The 23,227-nt window shown below is 51.8% G+C and carries 15 protein-coding genes and 1 pseudogene; 11 read left to right on the top strand and 5 right to left on the bottom strand.

Annotated features, from left to right (window positions below):
• Positions 1-147: 147 nt before the first annotated feature.
• The 3 genes from JCM10914_RS24220 to JCM10914_RS24210 are packed head-to-tail and all read right to left on the bottom strand — an operon-like array spanning position 148 to position 1,800.
• The gene (locus JCM10914_RS24220) at positions 148-690 is read right to left on the bottom strand and encodes a chromate transporter (protein WP_023965793.1); all 543 of its coding nucleotides are present in this window, start codon (positions 688-690) and stop codon (positions 148-150) included.
• On the bottom strand, positions 690-1,283 hold the full coding sequence (locus JCM10914_RS24215) for a chromate transporter (RefSeq protein WP_023965790.1): 594 nt from the start codon (positions 1,281-1,283) through the stop codon (positions 690-692). The genes JCM10914_RS24220 and JCM10914_RS24215 overlap by 1 nt, the downstream gene beginning before the upstream one ends.
• Before the next feature lie 34 nt (positions 1,284-1,317).
• The gene (locus tag JCM10914_RS24210) at positions 1,318-1,800 is read right to left on the bottom strand and encodes an Lrp/AsnC family transcriptional regulator (RefSeq protein WP_023965788.1); all 483 of its coding nucleotides are present in this window, start codon (positions 1,798-1,800) and stop codon (positions 1,318-1,320) included.
• Between the two features lie 273 nt (positions 1,801-2,073).
• Here JCM10914_RS24210 and JCM10914_RS24205 point away from each other — a divergent pair, with 273 nt between their 5' ends.
• From JCM10914_RS24205 to JCM10914_RS24165, 10 genes and pseudogenes are all read left to right on the top strand, one after another.
• A complete protein-coding gene (locus tag JCM10914_RS24205) occupies positions 2,074-3,198 on the top strand; it encodes a CapA family protein (protein ID WP_023965786.1) in 1,125 nt (374 codons plus the stop codon).
• A 292-nt stretch (positions 3,199-3,490) separates the two neighbouring features.
• Entirely contained in the window at positions 3,491-9,586 is a 6,096-nt protein-coding gene (locus tag JCM10914_RS24200) for a phosphodiester glycosidase family protein (RefSeq protein ID WP_036719936.1), read from the top strand.
• A 140-nt stretch (positions 9,587-9,726) separates the two neighbouring features.
• Entirely contained in the window at positions 9,727-10,053 is a 327-nt protein-coding gene (locus JCM10914_RS24195; RefSeq protein ID WP_023965782.1) for an antibiotic biosynthesis monooxygenase, read from the top strand.
• Positions 10,054-10,090: 37 nt separating this feature from the next.
• Positions 10,091-11,079: pseudogene (locus tag JCM10914_RS24190) on the top strand (Gfo/Idh/MocA family protein).
• A 218-nt stretch (positions 11,080-11,297) separates the two neighbouring features.
• Positions 11,298-11,843, top strand: coding sequence for a hypothetical protein (locus JCM10914_RS30965; RefSeq protein WP_023965776.1), 546 nt, complete (start codon positions 11,298-11,300; stop codon positions 11,841-11,843).
• Positions 11,822-13,135, top strand: coding sequence for a metallophosphoesterase family protein (locus tag JCM10914_RS30960; protein WP_231638757.1), 1,314 nt, complete (start codon positions 11,822-11,824; stop codon positions 13,133-13,135). The genes JCM10914_RS30965 and JCM10914_RS30960 overlap by 22 nt, the downstream gene beginning before the upstream one ends.
• Positions 13,078-15,360, top strand: coding sequence for an S-layer homology domain-containing protein (locus JCM10914_RS30955; RefSeq protein ID WP_231638756.1), 2,283 nt, complete (start codon positions 13,078-13,080; stop codon positions 15,358-15,360). Before JCM10914_RS30960 ends, JCM10914_RS30955 begins: the two co-directional genes overlap by 58 nt.
• 301 nt (positions 15,361-15,661) lie before the next feature.
• Positions 15,662-15,826 carry a hypothetical protein gene (locus JCM10914_RS30950; RefSeq protein ID WP_231638755.1) on the top strand — a complete coding sequence of 55 codons (165 nt, stop codon included), beginning with the start codon at positions 15,662-15,664 and terminating at the stop codon, positions 15,824-15,826.
• Positions 15,805-19,215, top strand: coding sequence for a family 10 glycosylhydrolase (locus tag JCM10914_RS24170; protein WP_231638754.1), 3,411 nt, complete (start codon positions 15,805-15,807; stop codon positions 19,213-19,215). The genes JCM10914_RS30950 and JCM10914_RS24170 overlap by 22 nt, the downstream gene beginning before the upstream one ends.
• Before the next feature lie 109 nt (positions 19,216-19,324).
• Positions 19,325-19,957, top strand: a complete 633-nt coding sequence (locus tag JCM10914_RS24165) for a TVP38/TMEM64 family protein (RefSeq protein ID WP_023965769.1) — start codon at positions 19,325-19,327, stop codon at positions 19,955-19,957.
• Here JCM10914_RS24165 and JCM10914_RS24160 read toward each other — a convergent pair.
• Together JCM10914_RS24160 and JCM10914_RS24155 are read right to left on the bottom strand one after the other, a co-directional pair.
• A complete protein-coding gene (locus JCM10914_RS24160; protein ID WP_023965767.1) occupies positions 19,938-21,542 on the bottom strand; it encodes a PH domain-containing protein in 1,605 nt (534 codons plus the stop codon). The two genes, JCM10914_RS24165 and JCM10914_RS24160, sit on opposite strands and share 20 nt — an antisense overlap.
• A 36-nt stretch (positions 21,543-21,578) precedes the next feature.
• Positions 21,579-22,013, bottom strand: a complete 435-nt coding sequence (locus JCM10914_RS24155; RefSeq protein WP_023965765.1) for a PH domain-containing protein — start codon at positions 22,011-22,013, stop codon at positions 21,579-21,581.
• A gap of 236 nt (positions 22,014-22,249) precedes the next feature.
• On the opposite strand from JCM10914_RS24155, the gene JCM10914_RS24150 reads away from it, so the two are divergent.
• Complete coding sequence (locus tag JCM10914_RS24150; protein ID WP_023965763.1) at positions 22,250-23,200, top strand: YafY family protein; 951 nt, start codon at positions 22,250-22,252, stop codon at positions 23,198-23,200.
• Positions 23,201-23,227: the final 27 nt, after the last annotated feature.

The following is a 23,227-nucleotide window of genomic DNA, read 5'->3' as shown; positions in this document are numbered from 1 at the left end:
ACAAATCCCTGAGAGGGACTTGTGGGAGTGAAATGGAGCAAAAGTGAGGTCATAGATCCCTGAGAGGGACTTGTGGGAGTGAATGCGAGCACAAACAAGGCCACAGATCCCTGAGAGGGACCTGTGGCCTTTGTTGTCGCAGCTAGCTTACACTACCTGCGACAGCACCAGTCCGCCATAAGCAAAAGCGACGACAATGACGACAGCCGGGTGAATTTTGCGGATGTTCATAGCCCAGAAGGCGACGGCGGCGATACCTAGTGATTGCAAGTAGCCGATCGAGATGACGGACGTCTTACCGATCTGCCACGTCAGGGTGAGCATCATGATGGCGATGACCGGTTGTACGAGCAGGGTCATGCCTTTGACTACGGGTGAAGTCCGATATTTCTGCAACAGATTCAGAAGCCAGATCAGCGCAACGGCCGATGGCACGACGGTAGCAAGCACCGCAATGGTCATGCCAAACCATCCAATCACGTCGTACCCGACGAAGGCGGCGATTTTCGTAGCAATCGGTCCGGGCAGAGCGTTGCCCAGTGCCAGCATGTTGGAGAACTCGGAATCGGTAAGCCAGCCATGGTTCGTCACGATTTCTTTGTACATCAGCGGGATGGAGGCGGGTCCTCCGCCGTAACCGAGCACGTTCGTAACGAAGAAGCTGATCAGAAGCTGCAGCCATTCTTCCATTAGGCGGAGTCCTCCTTATCCCGGCGTTGTTTTTTTAGCTTGGACACGGTCTTGAAGTGCACGGTTCCATAAGCCAGGAACAGCATAATCACGATAGCCGGATGAATCTGAACCGTCTCCAACAGCAGGAATGACAATACAAAAAATCCGCCGCCGGCGTATTTGCCAAGCCCCTTCACCGCTTTCTCGCCGAATTCATAAGCCATCGTGCCAAGCATCACGGCAATAACAGGCGTTACCCCGGCGATCATGCCGGCTACCACCTTCGAGCTGCTAAGAAAAGTGACGGCCGACAGCAGCGCGACCATGGCGATGCACGTAGGCAGTATATGGGCAAGGACGGCGAGAACAGCGCCGAGAGTTCCCCTCTCGCGATAACCAAGATAGGCCGCCATCTTCGTTGCGATGGGTCCCGGCAAGGCGTTAGCCAACGCCAACACTTCTCCGAACTCATCATCGTTCAGCCAGCGGTAACGGATGACGGCTTCATGCCGGATGAGCGGAATCACGGAGGGGCCACCGCCATAACCAAGGATACCGGTGCGGAACATGCCGATCGTTAGTTCCCAATAGGGATTGTTGTTTGTACTCAAGTTAACTTTCCTCTCTGTGGCATTTGGGGCAGACTCACAGCCGGATGCCCATCCGGCTCTTGTACCGTTTAATTAAGATTTGGGTATCCACGCTCGTAATGCCTGGCAGCGGATATAGCTTTTCATTCAGGAACATTTCCATCTCCTTATGATCGACAAACAAACCGTGCATATGCAGTTTGCTTGGTCCCGTCATATGATACAGGCTGGTGACGTAAGGCTCGTTCTCGAGCGCGTCCGCGACCTGCTGCAAATGCTTCGGCTCTACCTCAACGTTAAAAAAGGCCGAGACCGATATGCCGACTTTCTCCGGATTAATAACCGCCGCAAACCGTTCAATGACGCCGTTATCCAGCAATGAACTGACTCTTGCCTGAACGGCTACACGCGACAGACCGATCTCTTTGGCTAAGTCGGTATAGGACATACGCCCGTTCTTACCCAGCATGGTAATGATCTGATGATCGATGTCATCCAGGTTTGAGGACGGACGTTCGGTTGACGATGAATTTTCCATATTATCACTCCCCCTGCTACGATTCCTCCACTTCGCCATTCGGATAGTACATGAAATAACGCAATTAAATATGCTATTTTGATTACGAATAGTATAAATATATGATCATTTGGTTTCGATTTCAATCATTTTTGGAAAAAATGAAACTTTTGGGCTCGTCCCGCTGTCTATGATGGTGACATGTTCGATTGGAAGTCGTTCACAATTAGCGTAGTGGGTAAATAGATAACACATAGATTACATCTTGAATAACAAGGGGAGGAAGGTGCATTTATGGAGAGAGTCCTAAGTCTTGTCTTGGCCTGCTGTTTAATTCTTCCCGTTCCTGGGGTATCCGCTGCAACTTCAATTGGTAAAGAGACTCAAGTCAATGCGAATAAAGGTGCCGTCGCTGCTTCTGCTAAGCCCACGTCAGAGAAACCCAACACGGATAAAGCGAAGCCTAAATCCACGAAGCCGATTGAACTTATATTCGTGGGAGATATTCTGCTGGATGGCTTTGTAGGCAATCAGATCGCGCGTTATGGCAACAAGTTTCCCTTCGAGAAGGTTGCTCCCATATTGAAAAAAGCAGACATGGCTTTCGCTAATCTGGAAACCCCGGTCTCGGAACGCGGTACAAAAGCGAATAAGACGTTTGCTTTCCGCTCCAAACCGGAGACGCTGGAGGGATTAACCTACGCAGGCATTGATGGTGTGACGCTTGCCAACAATCACATTCTGGATTATGGTCCGAAGGCGATGCTGGATACGCTGACCCATCTAAAGCGCAACGGCATCGGATACACGGGGGCCGGACGGGATATCGATGAGGCTTTTAAGCCCTATGTTCAGACCATTGAGGGCAAGAAAATCGCCGTGCTTGGGGTGAGCCGGGTGCTCTCGGATACGTCCTGGATAGCGGGCAAAGACCATCCCGGAGCTGCGTCGGCGTATACGATGGAGCCGATGATCAGCCACATCAAACAATCGGCGAAGAACAATGACTATACGATTGTGTATATTCATTGGAATCAGGAATTCGCCGATTACCCTGAGGATTATGCGCGCGCGATGGCGAAGAAGATGATTGATGCCGGAGCAGACATCATCATAGGATCACACAGCCATACGCTGATGGGGATCGAGTATTACAAGAACAAACCGATCTATTATTCACTCGGGAATTTTGTGTTCAACCGTTCAACCCGAGGCGGTGACAAGACGCTGCTATCGATGATGGTGCATGTTGAAATTAAAGGATCGAGCATAAAAAGCAAGGTCACACCAGTCAAAATCATCGGCGGACAGCCGAATTTAATGAACAACAACTACAATCAGAACATCATCGCCATGCTGAATAAATTCTCATACAATGCCAAGATCGATTCCAAAGGCAATGTCACGCAGAAGAAATAAGTAACATTCCTTGAACCCTTCAATTCCGCTTTCCGGTGGATTTGAGGGGTTCTTTAATTTAAATCGAGGAGAAAGGCTTCTATTACGGCAATCGATCTCAAATTCCTGCTATAAAAATAAAATAAAATTTTACAAAATGTATTGTAATTTGAAATAATATTTCACTATGATAAAGAGGGGAGCATCATGGAATCGGAATTAACCCTACTCTTACACATAACGGAGGTGGAGTTAACAAGCTATCGCTATACTTTTGTAAATACTTCAACGGGATAAGGAGGAATTGATGTACATGTTCAGGAGTAAAAAGAGAATGTCGTCCCTGCTCAGCGGAGTGATGCTTCTTTCTCTGCTGTTTCCTGGAATACAAGGGCAGGCTGCCGCGGCCCAGCGTGATGCGGATGCTTCATCCGTTATCGATATGCGGCAGATGGAGATCGGACCGGGCGCTACATATACGTGGGCTAATATGCAGAAGGGCGGCGGTGAGCAGAAGGTCCACATGGTGGAGTTCGATCCTACGGACGGTCATCTCGCTCTTCAGCCCGGGCTGACCGATGGCAAAGTCTATGGCATGCAAGGCGTCAGCCAAATGGCCATGGACGCTGATCAGGAGGGGAATCGGGTCATTGCGGCCGTTAACGGCGATTTCTATGATATGTCGACCGGCATTCCGCTTGGATTGTTCATGGGTGAGGGGGAACTGCTCACGGATCCGCCCAGCACACGCAATGCATTCGGAGTCAAGGCAGACGGGACCACTCTGTATGGAATTCCGAAATTGACCCGCAGCTTGTCGATTCAAGGAGCGGAGACTCCGATCACTTCGATCAACAGGATGCGCGGCAATGACGCACTCGTGCTATACACGGATAAGTTTCACGGTTCCACGATGACGAATAATTTGGGGATCGAGGTCGTTCTCGACGTGGTAAGCGGAAGTGTCGCCAGTGGCGAGACGTTAACGATGAAGGTAGCTTCCGTCCAACCGGATCGCGGCAATTCTCCGATCGCCCCGAATCAGGTCGTACTGTCTGCTTCGGGAACGCAGCGCGGCAAGGTCGAGCATCTTAAGCCGGGCGATGAGGTAACGGCAAGCTTCGAGCTGGAAGGCGAGTGGAACGACGTTACGATGGCAATTGGCGGTACGGTGATGTTGGTGAAGGATGGCGCGGTACAGCAGCATCCAGATCCAGCTGTTCATCCAAGGACCGTGGTCGGGACGAAGGCAGACGGCTCCATCGTACTGTTCGAGGTGGACGGGCGGCAGCCTGGCTTCAGTGAAGGCGTGAACTATATCGAGCTTGGCGAGATGCTGCAAGAGCTCGGCGTCGTGAACGCCCTTAACCTGGATGGAGGCGGTTCGGCCACTTTCGTCGCCCGTTTGCCGGGCGAAACGACACGGAAGGTATTGAATTCTCCATCCGATGGAGGAGAGCGCAAGACGGCCAACGGTATACTGCTCGTTAACAAAGCGCCGGAGGGAACGGCAAGCAAGCTGGTGGTTTCCCCAACGCTGGAGCGGGTGCTGACCGGTTCTTCCACGACTTTCGAAGCCGCGGGCGTGGATGATTTCATCCATCCGGCCAAGATCCATGAGAATGTAACTTGGCAGGTGGATTCCGCTTTTGGCACGATAGCGGCCAACGGTGAATTTACGGCAGGGGAGCAGGTTGGAATCACCGAAGTTACAGCCCTATCGGGTGCTTTGGGCGGCACAGCCAAGCTGGAAATCGTGGATGATCTTACGGCTTTGGCGTTTAAGGATAAGGTTAGGGCATTCTCCTCGGGTTCGAGCGAGATGCTTAAGGTGAGTGCGCTCCGCAATGGTCAAGTCGTTCAAGCGGATAACCACCGCTTCAAGTGGAGTACGGTGGGAGAGATCGGGACCATCGATGAGAACGGCGTGTTCACGGCTACGAACGAGCAAGATGTGAGCGGGAAGATTCAAGTCCAATACGGAAATGTGGAAGCAACGCTCGAAGTGAACGTGGGCTTGCCGCCGGTCATGCTGGAAGACTTCGAGAACGGCCTGGATCGTTATAAACCAAGCTCAGGCGCTCTGTTTAAATCGACGAGCGTATCGATCGAGACCGATGAGACCTACATCCGTTCAGGCAATGGGGCCTTGAAACTGGAGTATGATTTTACGGGTACGACGGGGACATCGGGTGCTTATTTGGAGACGAAGAGTGCTGCTGAGAATATTGAAATACCGGGTTACCCGGAGAAGATCAGCATGTGGGTCTACGGGGACGGCAAGGAGCACTGGCTCCGGGTCCAGCTCCGTGACAGCAAGGGAACGATTCCGCTAAATATGACCGAGCAGAGTGAAGGCGTTAATTTCACGGGATGGAAATATCTTGAGGTGGACGTGCCGAAGGGAAGAACGCTTCCGCTGGTGATGGACATGCCGGTTCGTTACATGGAGACGCGCAACGACAGGAAGGATGCCGGGGCCATCTACGTTGATGAAATCCGGGCGCTGTACGGTCCGGCTGACGATGATATCGAGCCCCCGATCATGAAGGGCTTCTCCCCTGCCAATGGTGAGGAGATACAGAGCAATCAGCCGACAATTATCGTCTACGCCGAAGATGCGGGTTATGATCCGGCTGAGCATCCGGGCACGACCCTTATTGATCCTGACAAAATCCGCTTCTATCTGGACGGCGTGCTTGTGGAGCATACGCTCTATCCTCCGGAAGGACGGATTCACTACACCCCGAAGGTTCCGCTTGCTGATGGTGTACATCAGGCGAGCGTTAACGTGCGTGACCTATCCGGGAACCAAACGACGGAGACGTGGAACTTCGTTGTTAATACGGGAGCAGCGAAGATTGTATATGATACGCCGGATACGGTTTATGCCGGCAATAGTTATCGCGTGGATATCGGAGGCGTGCAGGCATCACAAATCCATAGCGGTCATATTGACTTTCAATTTGATCCTGCCAAGGTGGAGAACCTGGAACTCGTGATCGGAGACAAATTGGACTCTTCCAAGGTGGCTGCGGATATTGACGAGACGAAGGGAACGGTGAACGTAACCTGGTCGTCTATTCATATGGCGGGTTTACGTGATGACGATTCCATCGCATCGGTACGGTATGACGTAAAAAAGGTGGCCACTGGCGCTAACATCATCAAGCTGTTATCCGGTGGCGTATCATTCGTTGATTCAGGCAGTACGGAGTTCTCTTTCTTCGGCCTGCCGTTGGAATCGCGGATTGCGAATCATTACAGCCTGAACTGGAACGAAGAAGGAATCGTAGAAGGATATGAGACGGAATTTAAGGTAACGGACGAACAGGGGGCACCTGCCGCAGACGTGCTGATTATGGCGGACGACAATCTGGTCGGCACTACGGACCCTACCGGTATTTTGAGAACGAACGTCTTGACCTCCGAGATTAGAACCTATACCGTTCAAGCGGTTAAGGATAACCAGTACAGCCCGGCGATAGCGTTCAAAGTATCTCCATTAGCCGGAACGCCGACGCCGACTAACATAAGTGTCGGCATGGGGGAGGATCCGACCAGCTCTCGCAGGTTCAACTGGCATACGACGCCATCCATTGAACAGAGCGTGGTCGAATTGGCGAAGAAATCCGAGTTCACCACCTTCGATGCTCCGAACGTGCAGAAGGTAAGCGGGACGGCCGAATTGTACCATACGCTGGATCTGGGCTCGGTGAGGACGCATAAAGTAACGGTGGACGGTCTTGAGCCTGGCACCGAATACGTGTACCGCGTAGGGGATGGTCAAGGACACTACAGCGAGCAGGGCATGATCCGCACGACAGATGCCTCTGGCGATACAACGAAATTTTTGTATTTTGCCGATTCTCAAGCCGCATCGGCTAAGGAATTCGAATTATGGGGCAATACGATCGATAAGGCGGCTGCCGAGCACCCGGATTCGGAATTCATGGTGCATGCGGGCGATATGGTCGATAAAGGTTTTGTCGAGGAACAATGGAATTATTGGTTTGCTGAAGCGCAGCAGCATTTCATGCAGACCACGTTAGTTGCAGCCATTGGCAATCATGAAGTGATGGGCAGCAAGGAGAACGGTGACTTTCTTGCCCACTTTAATCAGCCGGGTAACGGCATTGAGCCATTGAAAGGCACGAATTTCTCCTTCGATTACAAGAATATCCATTTCGTGATGCTGAACAGCGAATATCAACTGGAGGAGCAGAAGGTGTGGCTCCAGCAGGATCTGGCTGACAATACGAAGGAATGGACCATCGCCATCTTCCACCGAGGACCGTATGGCAGCATCTACGATTCGGCGGAGGTGCGGGACGCTTGGGCTCCCGTGCTGGAGGAGCACGGCGTGGATCTGGTCTTGAACGGACATGACCACATCTATTATCGTTCTTACCCTATGAAGAATGGCCAGATTGCACCGGATGGTCAAGGTACTGTCTATGTGGTAGCGGGCTCTTCGGGTCCGAAGTTCTACTCGCATACGGAGCGCGGCTGGCATGAGGTTATTGACGAGGAACAGACGCAGATGTATGCATCGATTGAGGTGAAGGGAGACGAACTGGAGTATATCACCAAGACGGTTGGCGGTCGTGTGGTTGACCATCTGACACTCTCCAAGTCGGATAAGACTCCGAAGCCAGAACCGGAAGAGATTGTGGTCATGCCGGACGAGCTGACTTTGGCCGTGGGCCAAAGCCAGGAGTTGCAAGCCGAGGTGAAGCCAAGCGGTGCTGAAGCAACAGTAGTCTGGTCTGTGTACAGCTCTGAACCACAGGATGTGGTAAGCGTGACTGATGACGGGTTCGTAACAGCCAAGGCACTTGGCGAAGCCGTGGTCAGAGTAACCAGCAGCGTATCACCTAACGTATATGCGGATGTGCACATTGTGGTGGATCGCGTTCCCGTAGGAGAGATCGAATCGATTGTCCTTACGGGTGCTTCAGAACTAAAAGTCGGTGAGACCGCCGCGACGGTTACCGAAGCGGTATATATGGATGGGACTCGCATCCGTTTAGTGGAAGGCGTCACGTACGAGAGCACCCAAGCTCATGTGGCGGCGGTAGATATGACCGGAGTGATCACAGCTATAGCCGAAGGCGAGACGATCATATCGGCTTCCTATAACGGCTTGAAGTCTGAACTTCGTGTGAAGGTAGTTCCTCGCGGAGGCGGCAACCCGGGACCGGAACCGCCAGTCGATCCACCGGTTGATCCGCCCGTGCAACCGCCGGTCGTTACTCCGCCACCCGTGCAGCCGCCAGTTGTACCACCTTCGGGCAGCTTGAATATGACGGGGAGTGAACTTGTAAGCCAACTTGTGCATGGACAAGTGACTCTGAAGCTGGAAGAAGATTTTACGGATCTTACGCTGCCGGGTAATGCGGCAGAACTGATACGGGATGGCGTTATTCAGATCGAGGCAAGGAATATGGGGATGCGGATTCCGTCAGGAGTGCTGCGTCAGTTAAGCGGTCTGGCGGGAGATACAGCACTTGATACGGCCCAAATCACGCTGACTGCCACCACCTTGGAGGAGGCAGATGCGAATAAACGCCTTGCCGAGGCTGCCCGGACATCCGGAGCGAAGCTGAGTACGGCAGGAGTCTGGATCATGTTCGAGCTGCAACTGACTACCGCGGCTGGCAAGGTGGTCAGCCTAAAGGAATTCGAGCAACCGATCATGCTCGAGCTGCCGATCAAGCCAGGTACCGATAGCAAACGAACCGCACTTTACGGTCTGTTCCCTACAGGTGCGTTGGATTATATCGGAGGTGTCAAGAAGGACGGACGAATTGCCGCGGCTGTTACGCACTTCAGCACATATGGCTTGCTGAATTTCGAGAAGAGCTTTACCGACGTGCCGTCCTCTTTCTGGGCAGCAGAAGTGATTGGCGATCTCGCGGCGAAGCAACTCGTAGAAGGTATAAGTGCTGATCGCTTCGGACCGAACCAACGCATAACGAGGGCCGAATTTGCGGCTATGCTGGTTCGACTTCTCGATCTTCCAGCGGAGGCGGCACTGCCATTTACCGATGTTGCCGCTGATAAGTGGTACGCGGATGCCGTGGCGGCAGCCGTTCAAGCCGGTATCGTGAATGGACGAAGCGAGGATACCTTTGCGCCCGATGCGCCGATTAAGCGTCAGGAAATGGCTGCGATGATGGTACGTGCTTATGCGTATGCGATGAACGAGCAGGAGGAAACCACGACATCGAGAAGTCCGTTCACGGATTTATCCGATGCGCCTGGCTGGGCTCAAGAAGCGATTGAAACGGCCTATGCACTCGGTTTCATACAGGGGCATAGCGCAAGCCGCTTCGCACCGGAAGGTCTGACCACGCGTGCAGAGAGCGCGCAGGTCATCTATCATTTGCTGAGCAAGCTTCAGTAAAAGCAAGGATGAATTGAAGCCGCTGTTTCCCTCTTACCCGAGTGGAAGCAGCGTTTTTTTTACCTGATTATAGTTAAAGATTGGCTCAGACTGATCTATAATGGATACAAGCGAGAGCAGATTAAGGGAGTGTGAATGTGATGGCTGGATATGCGAGGACGCCCAATCCACCCTATTATGCCTGCATTTTTGTATCCACACGGACAGAGGGGGACCGGGGTTACGGCGAGATGGCTGACAAAATGGAAGAACTTGCGGCCAAGCAGCCCGGCTATTTGGGCGTGGAGTCCGCTCGAGATGATAGCCTGGGGATTACGGTATCATACTGGGACTCGCTTGAGGCTATTCGTCTATGGAAAGAGAATGCCGCGCATCAGGTAGCCCAGGAACGGGGCAAGAACGAGTGGTATAACAGCTTTGGCCTGAGAATTTGCAAGGTGGAGCGAGATAGCTTCTACACGATCTAGCAAGACCGAAACATGGAGAAGAAGAGGAGGATATATGATGCTAAAGGACAAAGTGAGATGGGGAATCATGGGGACCGGCTGGATTGCGGAGCAGTTTGCAGCGGATCTGGCGTATGTGGAGAATGCCGAGTTTCTCGCTGTGGGATCCCGGACGGCCAGCAGTGCAGGAGAGTTTGCTTCGAAATACGACATACCGCGGGCCTATGGCAGTTATGAGGAACTTGTGTCAGACCCCGATGTCGACGTGGTGTACATAGCGACTCCGCATCCGCTCCATCGGGACAACGTTATGTTGTGTCTTCAAGCCGGTAAAGCTGTCCTGTGCGAGAAGCCCTTCACGATCAACGGGGATGAGCTGGAGGAGTTGATTGCGGCTGCGAAGGAACACAAGCTGTTCCTGATGGAGGCCATGTGGACGCGTTTCCTGCCGCCGATAAGGCAAGTGCGTGAATGGCTGAGCGAAGGCTGATCGGTGACGTACAGCTGTTGAAGGCCGATTTCGGCTTTCGAAGCGGCTGGAATCCGCTAGGTCGACTGCTCAATCGGGAACTGGGCGGAGGTGCGCTGCTGGATGCGGGCATATATCCGGTGTCGTTTGCATCCATGGTCTTTGGGACGGAGCCAGAGAAGATATGGAGTACCGCGCATATCGGCGAAACGGGGGTTGATGAGCAGTTCTCGGTTATTTTATCCTATGAATCGGGCAAGACGGCATCGCTGAACGGAGCCATTCGGCTTGGCTTGACGAATGAAGCTTATATATATGGAACGAAGGGACATATCCATGTGCCGTCCTTCTTGAATGCAACAACCGCTTCACTTTATGTAGATGGAGCAGAGCCGGTACAAGTTACCGATGATCGTCAAGCGAAGGGGTATCACTATGAAGCATACGAAGTGGGACGGTGCCTGTTGGAAGGTCGACTTGAGAGCGATGTGATATCGTTGGATGAGTCGCTGGAGATCATGAAACTGCTCGATCAGATTCGAGGGCAGTGGGGACTTCGGTATCCTTCGGAAGGATAGCATTCTTGGTTAATATAGCAGGGCGAGGGTTTCTTCTCGCGCTGCTTTTCGTTTTTTTAAGGAAGGAGGACGAAGGCAAGGAGCGAACAGATCGTATAAGTGTCATTATTTACATAAGTTTTACGTTAGGATAACAAGCCATTAATCTCCCGTTGTTATGATGGAACTGTTTGAGAGCCTTCATGCAGACCCATCCTACATAATAAAAGGAGAGAATAATGATTAAGCACATGTACAAAAAGCTATTATCGATGCTGTTATCCACGGCACTCGTATTTGGATTCTTTGCAGGTATTGGATCCCCGGCGGCGGTGGAAGCCGCAACGCAGGACCAACCGGATATTTTGCTACAGCGTAATGCTCAGTGGAAGTATTTTGATCAGGGTCAGGATTTAACAACCGTTTGGCGTGCGACCTACGATGATTCCTCATGGAGTTCCGGACTGGCTCCATTCGGATATAAGGATAACGGAAAGGGCATATCCACCCCTGAATTTGGACCGCTTCAGACCGAAGTGGACTATGGTGCTAACAAAAGTCTCAAACACACCACGACGTACTTCCGTACGAATCTTCAGGTCAACAAGGATCAAATCGACGGTTACGGCCAGATTCTCGGAACGTTTGGCATTGATGACGGTGCCGTACTTTACGTAAACGGACATGAAATCAGACGTATGGGCATGCCGGAAGGAGAGATTACATACTCCACCAAGCTACCTCCAACAAGGACCTGCCGGTTGTGTATGCGGATGTGGATCTGACTCAACCACTGAAAACATACCTTCAGGACGGTGACAACGAAATTGCAGTCGAGGTTCACCAGCAGAGCGACGGCAGCTCGGATCTATACTTCGATATGGAGCTGATCGCGTTAGCCCAGGCTCCGGTGCTGGATATCTCGAAGATTACGGTAACCTTCTATGGAGATGCAACAAGCTCCAAGGGCTTTACATGGTATACTCCGCTGGGATCGTCCCGGAGCGATGTACAGGTTGTAGAGAATCGCGGCAGTGCGCCTGATTTCGCGCAAGCGCAATTGTTCAGCGGCCGGACTACGGTCTCTTCGAACTCACCAGGCGAACATGTTCATAAAGCGGAAGCGACAGGTTTAGCGGCGGATACGTCCTACTATTTCAGAGTCGGGGACGAAAGTTTGAACATCTGGAGCGAGGTAGGAACCTTCGAAACGGCCCCTGTAAGCGGCCCCTTCTCGTTCATCGACCTGACGGATACGCAAGCGAAGGAAGAAGACGAGGCGATGCTGTCGGCAGCCACCTTGTCCAAGGCGCTCGCTACGATCCCTGATGCCAAATTCGTTGTTCATAACGGGGATGTGGTAGAGAACGGTACGTCGGAGCAGGAGTGGAACTGGCTGCTTGGCCATTCACAGTCCAGTCTATTGAATACAACGATCGCTCCGTCCGCGGGCAATCACGAGAATAGGAATTATGCTTTCTACGAGCATTTCAATGTGAAACAGCCGGATCATGCAGCAACCGTAACCGGCGCATATTACTCTTACGACTATAGCAATGCGCACTTCATCGTGCTTAACTCCAATGAGGATTCGAGCGAATATGCGAACTTCTCCGCGGAACAAGTAGCATGGATGAAGCAGGATGCGGAGCAAGCGAAGGCTGCGGGCGCAGAATGGATTATCGTTAACATTCACAAAGGTCCGTACACAACTTCGAATCACGCAACCGACAGCGATATTATTGGCGCTAATGGGGTGCGAAACCAAATCGCGCCATTGATGAATGAATTGGGGATCGATCTCGTGCTTCAAGGTCATGATCACATCTATGCACGAACGAAGCCGATTAAGCGTGACGGAACGGCCGAAGATGTTACCAAAATCACCGAGACATTGAATGGTGAGAGCATCGAGTATGCGGTCCAGCCCGATGGAACGATCTACATGATCCCGCTACCGCAGGCGCCAAGGTTTATTTCAAGAACCAGAAGCCGGAGCTGGGGGACGCGTACTTCAATTTGTTCGAGCGCGCGGAAGAGAACCACGCCCGTCAGTATGGGAATACGACCAGCTTAGCGAGAGGACATGTGCAGAATTTCGTCGGCATTACGATTGACGGCGGCAAGCTGACGGCTGTCACATACGAGATTGATCAGAATCAGAACCAAGCACAGCCGTTCATCGTGGATCAATTCGGCATTATGAAAGAGACAAAGCCGGGTCCTGTTCAGGAAAAAGTGAGCAAAGTGACGGTTACGTTCCATGGTGATACCACAACATCCAAGGGTTTTACCTGGTATACGTCCCAGCAGGTAACGGGCAGTGACCTTCAGGTAATCGAGAAGACGTCTGCCGCACCGGATTTCATGAACGCGAACTCGTTTAGCGGGCGTCGGACGCCTTCTACCAATTCGCCAACTGAGCTTGTGCATAAAGCAGAAGCCACCAAACTCAAGCCTAATACCACTTATTATTTCCGGGTAGGCGATGCGTCCCTCAACGTTTGGAGTGACGTTGGAACCTTCCAGACCGCACCGGAGAAGGGAGCGTTCACATTTATTGATCTGGCCGATACGCAGGCGAAGGAAGAAGATGAAGCCGTGCTTTCTTCCGAGACGCTTGCCAAGGCGCTCGCCACCGTACCGGAAGCGCAATTCGTTGTTCACAATGGAGATATCGTGGACAAGGGTGTAAAGGAAGAACAGTGGGATTGGCTCTTAGGACATTCGCAGGAAAGCTTGCTCCATACGACGTTAGCGCCTTCCGCTGGTAATCATGAGGACGAGAATTATGCTTTCATTGAGCATTTCAACGTACAGCAGCCGGAGCATTCGGCAACCGAGACCGGAGCTTATTATTCTTACGATTACAGCAATGCGCATTTCGTGGTCCTGAATTCCAATGAGGATTCGGCTGAATATGATAATTTTTCGGTTGAGCAAGTAGAGTGGCTTAAACAAGACGTTCAGAAGGCTAAAAAAGCCGGAGCGCAGTGGGTGATCGTCAACATTCATAAAGGTCCGTATACTACGTCGAACCACGCAACGGACTCCGATATTATGGGGGCTAACGGGGTTCGCACCAAGATTGCTCCAATCATGGCTGAACTCGGCATTGATTTTGTATTACAGGGTCATGATCACATCTATGCCCGCACCAAACCGATCAAGTCGGATGGCAAAGCAGCAGAGCCTGAGAAAATTACGGAGATGTTGAACGGCGAGAAGCTGGAATACTCGGTAAATCCTGACGGTACGATTTATTTGATTCCGGCCACCGCAGGACCGAAGGTATATTACAAGAACCCTAGCCCAAGTCTGGGGGAAGCTTACTACAATCTGTTCGAACTTGCAGAAGAAAATCATGCGGCCAAATACGGTCCGGACCCGAGCGATAACCGGCGTCCGAAACGCAGCCAGGTACAGAACTTCGTCGGCATTACGATCGACGGCGGCAAGCTGACAGCTGTCACGTATGAAATCGATCAGAATCTGAATGGAGCGCAGCCATTTATTATTGATCAATTCGGGATCGTGAAGAAGGATGTTCAAACGCCGAATCCTGATCCAGGCACACCAGGCCCGGGACCGGGCACAGGCACACCAGCTCCAGGACCGGGCACATCCAATCCAGGCCCAGGAAGCAACCCGGGCTCCGGCAGTAATCCAGGTTCCGGTTCAGATAATGAAACGGATCCTGGCAACGGTTCGGGCACAGGCCCTCAACCAGGCGGCAACCCAGGCGGTTCAGGCGGCGGTAATCAGCCGGCGTTGAAGGATACGGCGGGGCACTGGGCGAAATCAGCCATCGATAAAGCAGTGGCCGCGGGCTTCGTGAACGGATATGGAGACGGAACGTTCCGGCCGAACCAACAAGTGACGCGTGCAGAATTCGTCACGATGCTGGGACGTGCTTTGGGCCTGAGTGCTAGCGGTACTCCGCTTACATTCACGGATACGACAAAAATTCCTTCCTGGGCGAAGGATGCTGTATCCCAGGCAATCGAGGCCGGCATCATTAGCGGTTACAAGGATGGATCCTTTGGTCCACTTAAACCCTTAACGCGCGCAGAATTGGTTGCTATGATTGTTCGTGCCGGTGGACTGAATCCCGATCCGGCAGCGAAGCTGAATTTTAAGGATGCCAAGGATGTTCCGGCTTGGGCAGTGCCATACGTAGCGGCTGCAGTTGATGCTGGACTTGTAGGCGGAGTCGGAAGTAATCGATTTGCCCCGCAGCAGACGGCAACGCGAGCCGAAGCGGTAACCCTGATTATAGGATTGCTAGGGTTTATCAATTAATTTCAAACGACTAGAGAGCCGATGCGGGAGTGTTTCTCCCGCATCGGCTTCTTTTTATGCCGACTACGTCATCGGCCATGAAAATTCCTGCTAATATTATAAAATATTATTTTATAATAACTATTGATATTTGAAATAAAATTTCAATATGATAGAGATAGAGATTAATCTCTGTAAGGCCGTTCTATATTGGTTCAACAACTTCTACAACCAGGAGGTGATCGTTGCCGTTCAGTTTGGATACGGTTTCATAGTGTTATACACAGGCTCAATCAATAATATATGGGGAGTGAATTCATGAATGATATCCAACAGGCGCATTCAATGCAGCAGTGCCGTGCTTTCGCTAACGCTTGCAATCGCCGTCATGTTTAGTACGGCTTTAAGCGGCTGGGGCCCTTGGCGCAAGTACATGCTGATCCGCTCGGTACGGGGAGTTTCGTCGTGGAAGAGTTCGAAACGGTAGCGAATGTATCTGGCAGTGCAGTGAGAGGGAGTGCTCAATTGGGATTGGTCGGCAGACCCGATCCGGTATATTACGGCTATCACGCAGCCAGTCTGAGTTATGATTTTACGGGCGAGACGGGAACTTCCGCTGCTTACTTGAACTTTAAGGACCCGGACGGGACCGCTGGCCGCAGCATCCCTGGTACCCCGAGAGCTTTCGGCGTATGGGTGTACGGGGACGAGGGCAACCATTGGCTGCGGGCACAGCTTAAAGATGCCGCTGGCGTTAACCATGTGGTGGATTTGACCGGTTCTACCGGGTTTAATTGGAAAGGGTGGAAGTATGTCAAATTTAACGTTCCAGCCTCCATTTCCACACCGCTTAAGTTGAATCAGATCTATATCGCCGAACTGAAGGATACGAATAAGAACAGCGGGACGGTGTATTTTGACCAACTAACCGCTTTCTATACAACATCTAACGTATATGGGCTGGATATAGGGGGGTTAACACCGATGGGCGTCGGTGAGACCATTACCCCACAGGTCTATGCAACGTACGAAGGTCAACAGGAACCGACTCTACTTCCCTCAGGGCCCCGTTTTACGAGCAGCGATGAGAGCATAGCGACGGTGACCGGTTCTAACTATGATACCATCGAGGCTCTGGCGCCCGGGACGGTAACCATCACCGCCGAATATGGGGATGCACCAAGGGCGCAAATGGAACTGCATGTGATGGAGGAGGTTCCAGTTCCGACTGAATTGCTATTGTCCGGTCCGCTGCATCTGGAAACGAGCGTTACCGATAAGCTTAGGGCGAGCGTAGTTTATTCGGTATATGGTAACAACACGAATCCGATCTGGTTGGCTGAAGAGGTTGCATACGTAAGCGACCAGCCGCATGTGGTGTCCGTAACGGCCGATGGACAATTGACAGCCGTAGGAACGGGCTCGGCCATCATCTCGGCGACTTATAAAGGAACCACCGCCCAGCATACCATTACGGTATCCGAGCCGGTTCCGGTTCTGCAAAGTATCGAGCTTCAGGGGCTGACGGCCGTAACGGTTGGCGACACTTTCCAGACACGGGTGTCCGCGACCTATTCCTGGATTGAGGAGCCGGTAACGGTAACGGAAGGCGTCACCTACGCCAGTACTAATCCTGCTGCGGTTGCAGTGGATGACAAGGGGGTTGTGACAGGCTTGCAGATCGGTTCTTCAAGAGTAACCGCAACCTATGAAGGCAAGACGAGTTCGCTGTACATCGTGGTGAACGAGGTGTCCGAGCAGCCGAAGACGGAGATGCGTGCCGCCTGGATCGCCACCGTGGATAACATCGATTGGCCAACGAAAGGGGTGACGGACCCTGCTCAGCAGAAGCAGCAGTTCATTCAACTCCTTGATCAGTTGGAAGATGCCGGAATGAATGCAGTGATCATGCAGATCAAACCGACGGCGGACGCCTTTTATCCATCGGAGTATGGTCCTTGGTCGGAATGGCTGACAGGGGTGCAGGGCCAAGATCCCGGTTATGATCCGCTCGCCTTCTTGCTGGAGGAAGTGCATCGCCGTAATATGGAATTCCACGCCTGGTTCAATCCGTATCGCATCAGTCTTCAGCCCGATATCAATAAGCTTGTGGCGGATCATCCGGCCCGGCAGAATCCGAGTTGGGTAGAATCCTATGGCGGCAAGTTGTACTTTAATCCGGGTGTGCCGGAGGCACAGCAATTCATACTCGACGGCATTATGGAAGTTGTTCGCAATTATGATATCGATGCGGTGCATTTCGACGATTATTTCTACCCGTATCCGGTAACCGGATTGGATTTCCCTGACGAGGATACGTACAACCAGTATAAAGGCAGCTTCACCAACAAAGGCGATTGGAGAAGGAACAACGTTAACCAGTTCATCCAGAACGTCAACGCGGCAATCAAAGCAGAGAAGAGCTATGTGAAGTTCGGTATCAGCCCGTTTGGTATTTGGAGGAATAAAGCGAATGATCCTGCCGGTTCCGAGAGCAATGGATTGGAAAGTTACAGCGCGATCTATGCGGACTCCAAGAAGTGGGTGGAAGAAGAGTGGATCGATTATATTACACCACAAATCTATTGGAATATCGGTTACGCAGCAGCCCCATACGATAAATTGATTGAATGGTGGAGCGACTTGACCGCAGGTAAGAACGTACATCTGTATAGTGGCCAGGCGGTCTACAAGATCGGAGATGCAGGCGATTGGTCGAACCCGGAAGAGATGCCGAACCAGGTCATCTACAATCGCAACTTCGAGGAAGTTCGGGGAAGCATGTATTTCAGCTCGAAATGGTTCAAGAATAATGCGCTCGGCTTTACGGATCGACTGAAGAATGATCTGTATCGTTACCCGGCCTTGATTCCGACGATGCCATGGCTGGACTCTACTGCACCGGCAGCCTTGAGTAGGCTGGAAGCAGCCTACGTTTCGGATGCCGTGAAATTGACATGGACGGCATCGGATGATGAGACCTATTATGCGGTTTACCGCTTCGACGGAAACAGCGCCGGCCAACTGAATGATCCGTCTCATCTGCTGGGCACCTTCCGGAAAACGGCAGGCCAGCAACAGAACTATGTTGATTCATCCATCGTCAAGAATCAGCAGTACACCTATGTCGTTACCGCGCTGGACAGGCTGCATAACGAGAGTGGAGCGAGCCCAGCGACCACGATCACGGCGAAAGGTGACATCCTGGCACCAGTTGATCCGCCAGCGACCTCACCAAGTAGTCCAAATCCACCGATCACACCACCGGTGACTCCAACGGTCACTCCCCCAGTGACTCCACCGATATCGCCGCCAGTTACACCTGCGGGGCCGATATTTAACGATCTGGCCAACGTTAGTTGGGCGTCAGAGGCTATTGAGAAGCTTGCATCTATTGGGGTTGTTGAAGGCACGGGCACGGGTTTATTTCAACCTCAGAAGTCTGTGACCCGGGCTGAGTTTCTAGCCATGCTCGTTCGTGCTTTTCATCTGAGTGGAGTGGCGGATCTTGAATTTGTTGATGTAAACGAATCCGACTGGCATTATGTGGTGATAGCTGCTGCGGTTGAAGCAGGGCTTGCTCAAGGTGTGGGTGGCGGGAAGTTTGAACCGAACCGCCCGATCACTCGTGAAGAAATGGCAATCATGAGCGCCAGTGCGCTTAGGCTATTAACAGGTATACGTGTAGAAAATGAAAATGCAGCTTTAGCGAAATTCAAAGACAGCATCCGTATAGCCAGCTATGCTAGAGAGGCTGTAGCCTTATTGGCGGAGCAAGGCGTCATCCAGGGAACAGGGGGGGATTTGTTTACTCCGAAAGGGACAGCTACTCGTGCACAGGCAGCAGTTATTATATTTAATTTGTTGAATCTGTAAGTAAGAAAAAGGGGCATGTCGCGCAGTTAGTTTGCGGCATGTCCCTTTGTGTTCGTCCACTTTCAGCGTTCATGGTACAATAGGTGCATTACAACATGGAGTGTGGTGCATGGTCAAGAAATTTGTAATGGCCCTGATGTATGTTGCCATCGGTGGCTTGATCTACGCGTATGGTGACGCAATCCTGTCATGGTTCCAGGCTGCGGATCATTTACTGCTTATCGTCTTGATGGCGATTGTCATGGCCTTATTCCCGGTGATACCTTATCCGATCGTAGGCGGTGTTATCGGCGCGGCCTTGGGACCCGTTCTCGGCGGGGTGATTACCTGGGTCGGCTCAACAGCGGCTTCCATCCTGATGTTCATGTTCATCCGATACGGATATCAGGAATGGGGGAACCGCATTCTGCATCGATACAACCGTCTGGGAAAAGTGACCTCAATGTTTGAGCGGAATGCGTTCTTAACGATTCTGTTCTCACGTCTCATTCCCTTTATTCCTTCGATCATTATTAACGTATACGCTGCTTTAAGCAAAGTTTCTTTCACCGCGTATACCGTTGCATCCGCGCTCGGCAAGATTCCCGCGATGCTGCTGTTCTCGATGGTCGGTGATAATCTAATGACAGATCCATCGAATATCGTCATGACCATCGGGGTGTATGGGGTATTTCTCACGCTGACGCTGCTCATCTATAAATGGTCCGGCGTTGGCGGGAGAGTTAAGAAGAGTGCAAGTTAGGATCTACGAAAGGGGTGTGAGTCTGCGGTTCTGGATGAACGGGGTTTACACCTCTTCTATGTTGGAACCAGGTTCGCACCCTCTCCATGTCCTCTTGCTCCATTCCCTTCAAGTTAACGTTGATTTCACTGAAAATCATATTCGTCTTTAAGGATAAAAGCTTCCGCCGCCGCTGTCGACGCGTGCCGTTAATCTCCAATGTCAAAATTTGTGGACGTCTGACATATCTGGTGGTGAGCGCAATGAACCGACTGCGGATCGTAAGCTGCTTGTCGGATAGATTCATGCCGGAGTCGCGATGAGACATCAGACCGCCGATTAAGGCCAAGGGAAGCAGCAACAGCGTCAGCCAGCCGAAGCGATCGAAATACCAGATTCCTGCTGCACTTGCCGCGGCAGCAAAGGCCAGGTTCCAACGCAAGTAGATCCACCGTGCACGTGCGGGCGGAGCAGAGGTTATGGAATGGGCTTTGAATTGCGGCGTTACGGATTCCAGCAATGCCGCGATCTGGTCCGTCTTCAGCAAGGGATGAAGCAGAAAGTGCTTCTCCGATTCGGAGGTGAGTACGTGCACCTTGACCTCCGCATATCCGAATAACCGGCGGAATATCCCTTCTTTGACGGTAATTGCAAGTACTCGCTCCGGCGAGAACAAGAGTCTCTTGCGATCGAGTAAGCCGCAACTGACCGAAATTTGCTTACCGATTCGCTCCACGGTAAATCCGGCATATTTTATGGTATACAAGACACCTGACAACAACCAGGACAGGATCAGCACAGCTACAGCGATCAGCATCCAGCTGCCGAGCAGCAGCGTGCCTGCCTGTTGGAATACGCTTTGATAGATTTGATCGGGCAGCAGATCGTCGGCAAACGACAGCACACCGCCGACAAACGCAAGGGCCAGCGAGAAGTTCGGCGACGTGAGCGCCGCGATGAGCAGACGCCCGGAGGATAGCTTCAACAGGGTGCTACGTTCCTCTTCTAGTGCTTCCGGAATTGCGCGAGCAGGTGCCTCAACAGGGAGTTCGTCCGGCCGAGTGCCCGCATCCGCTAGGGTCGCATCGCCTATTGGATGGACTGCTTGTTGTGGATCTGAAGGCTCAAGCGGCGTCACCGTTTCTTGACTGCGAGTGCGCTCACGTAACCAGCGTTGGAGCCGCTCTCCCTCTTCGTTGGAGATGGCCGGGAGTATCCCGCCGTCCTTGCTTTTGCCTGGGGTCTCGATTCGAGCCTGCGTTAACCCGAAGATTCGTTGCACAAGCGGCTGCTCCATATTCATGGAATGAATCCGTCCTGTATAAATGGATAGCTCCTCGCGGAACAATATCCCGCGGCGAATTAGGATTTTATCCTCCTCCAGCGAGTAGACAAACCGCTTCCAACTCAGATATCCGTAAAGAAGCAGCAGCGAAGCGACCACCACCAGGATACATCCAGCCCAGAACCATGGAAATTCGTGCAGCGAAGAATTGTTCAGGAAGCGAATGGACAATAGGATCGCTAACGGCACCAGGGATTTAATGCTGCCAATCAGCGGGAATACGATATACAGTTTATGCAGTTGGGTCGGTTTATTCTTCATGATCGACTACCTTCGCCAACTCGCCAATCTGCTTCTTCAAATTCTCGCTTCTTCCAGTTCCAGCGCCAGGATGACATGTGTTGTCGCCGCGGTCACAACCTTAATCTTGGCTAAACCATACTTGCGGAGCAAAGGCCCCCGTTCTAACTCCACATGCTGGATGCGCGTCATCGGAACGATGGTATCTCGCAGCCAGATCCAGCCGGATCGGAGTTCCAATTCCTCTTCGCTGATCTTAAACCCGAACTGCCTGTAGATGAACGCCGGGATCATCCAGTTGAGCCATGTACTGAATGCCAACAGCCCGAGCGCGATCCAAACCGGGATCCAAGTCCATTCGAACAGTAAGGCCAGTATGGAATAAGCAATGGCGGTTAGCAAGATCGTACCATCTGTGATGATGCCGCTAATGCGAGACACCTTGACATAATGGGGGTGGCATCGTTGCATCGCGTCCAGTCGATGGTCCATGATGATTTCCTCCTTGATGTTTAGTCGAGTCATGAAATGTAACTTCATATGTATGTCTACGTTGTGAAGGGAAGAGCGTTTCAAGCTGCGCTTCACTTGCTTGTGCTTATTGATTGTAGCACAGCGGTATGAATAAGAACTAAATCCAGCTTTACCATTACATGAACGGATTACAGGTCTGTTAAGCTTGAATTAAGGAAGCGCCTACAGAATGAAGGATGAAAGGAAAGTATGGGATGAAAATAGATCGGCTATTAGCCATTACCGTCCTCCTTCTGAATAGAGGAAGATTGAGTGCGAATGAACTCGCCGAGCGGTTCGAGGTCTCCAGCAAAACGATATATCGAGATATGGATACCTTGTCCCAAGCCGGAATACCGATCATCGCACACCAAGGAATGGCCGGTGGATTTGAGATTATGGAGCATTACACGATCGATAAGTATTGGTTGTCACGTGAAGAGATGAGTTCGCTTGTTATGGCCGTCAAGGGTTTGAGCCGTGCGTTGGATGATACGCAGGTGAGCATGCTGCTGGAGAAGGTGAAGTCGCTGCTTCATCGCGTTGAGCAGGGGCTGGACGTCGAAGATCGTCATGAAGCCATCGTCATGGATTTTCAGCCCTGGGGTCAGCGTCAAGGAATGAAATCAACGGTGAGTTTGCTGAGACAGGCCATACAAGATAAGCACAGGGTTACGATGAGATACATTGATGTGAAGGGCGATCACGAACGAAGAACGGTGGAGCCTGCATCGTTGATACTGAAGGGGAATGTGTGGTATCTGCACGCCTTTTGCCTGGAGCGCGAAGATCAGCGCATCTTTCGATTGTCACGTATGCAGGATATGGAGGTTCTGAATCAGACGTTCGGTCCGAAGCCCGTTTCGAGTATGGAGCGATTGGAGTGGGAGCCTGCATGGTCGGAAACTCGGGAGCAAGAAGTCGCGTTGTTGTTCGATACGACGGTGGGTCAACGGGTAGCAGATATGTTTCCACCGCATCTTATCACATACAGCTTGGAAGGCTCCATACGTGTCCAGGTGTCCTATCGGCTGGATGAGTGGTTCTACGGCATGATTTTAAGTTTTGGTGATCACGTGAAGATCGAATCTCCGACCGAGGCAGCTGCGGAGATTCAGAGGCGTGCACGGTTGATTTTGCAACGCTACGATAACCAAGACAGATAGATGTCCAGGTTACCTCTTTAGAATGGA

Origin of the sequence: Paenibacillus sp. JCM 10914 (assembly GCF_001315105.1) — a bacterium.
In the GTDB taxonomy this organism is placed as follows: Bacteria; Bacillota; Bacilli; order Paenibacillales; family Paenibacillaceae; genus Paenibacillus_AQ.
The sequence above is the reverse complement of the archived record's forward strand: the minus strand, read 5'-3'. Positions and strand labels throughout refer to the sequence as shown.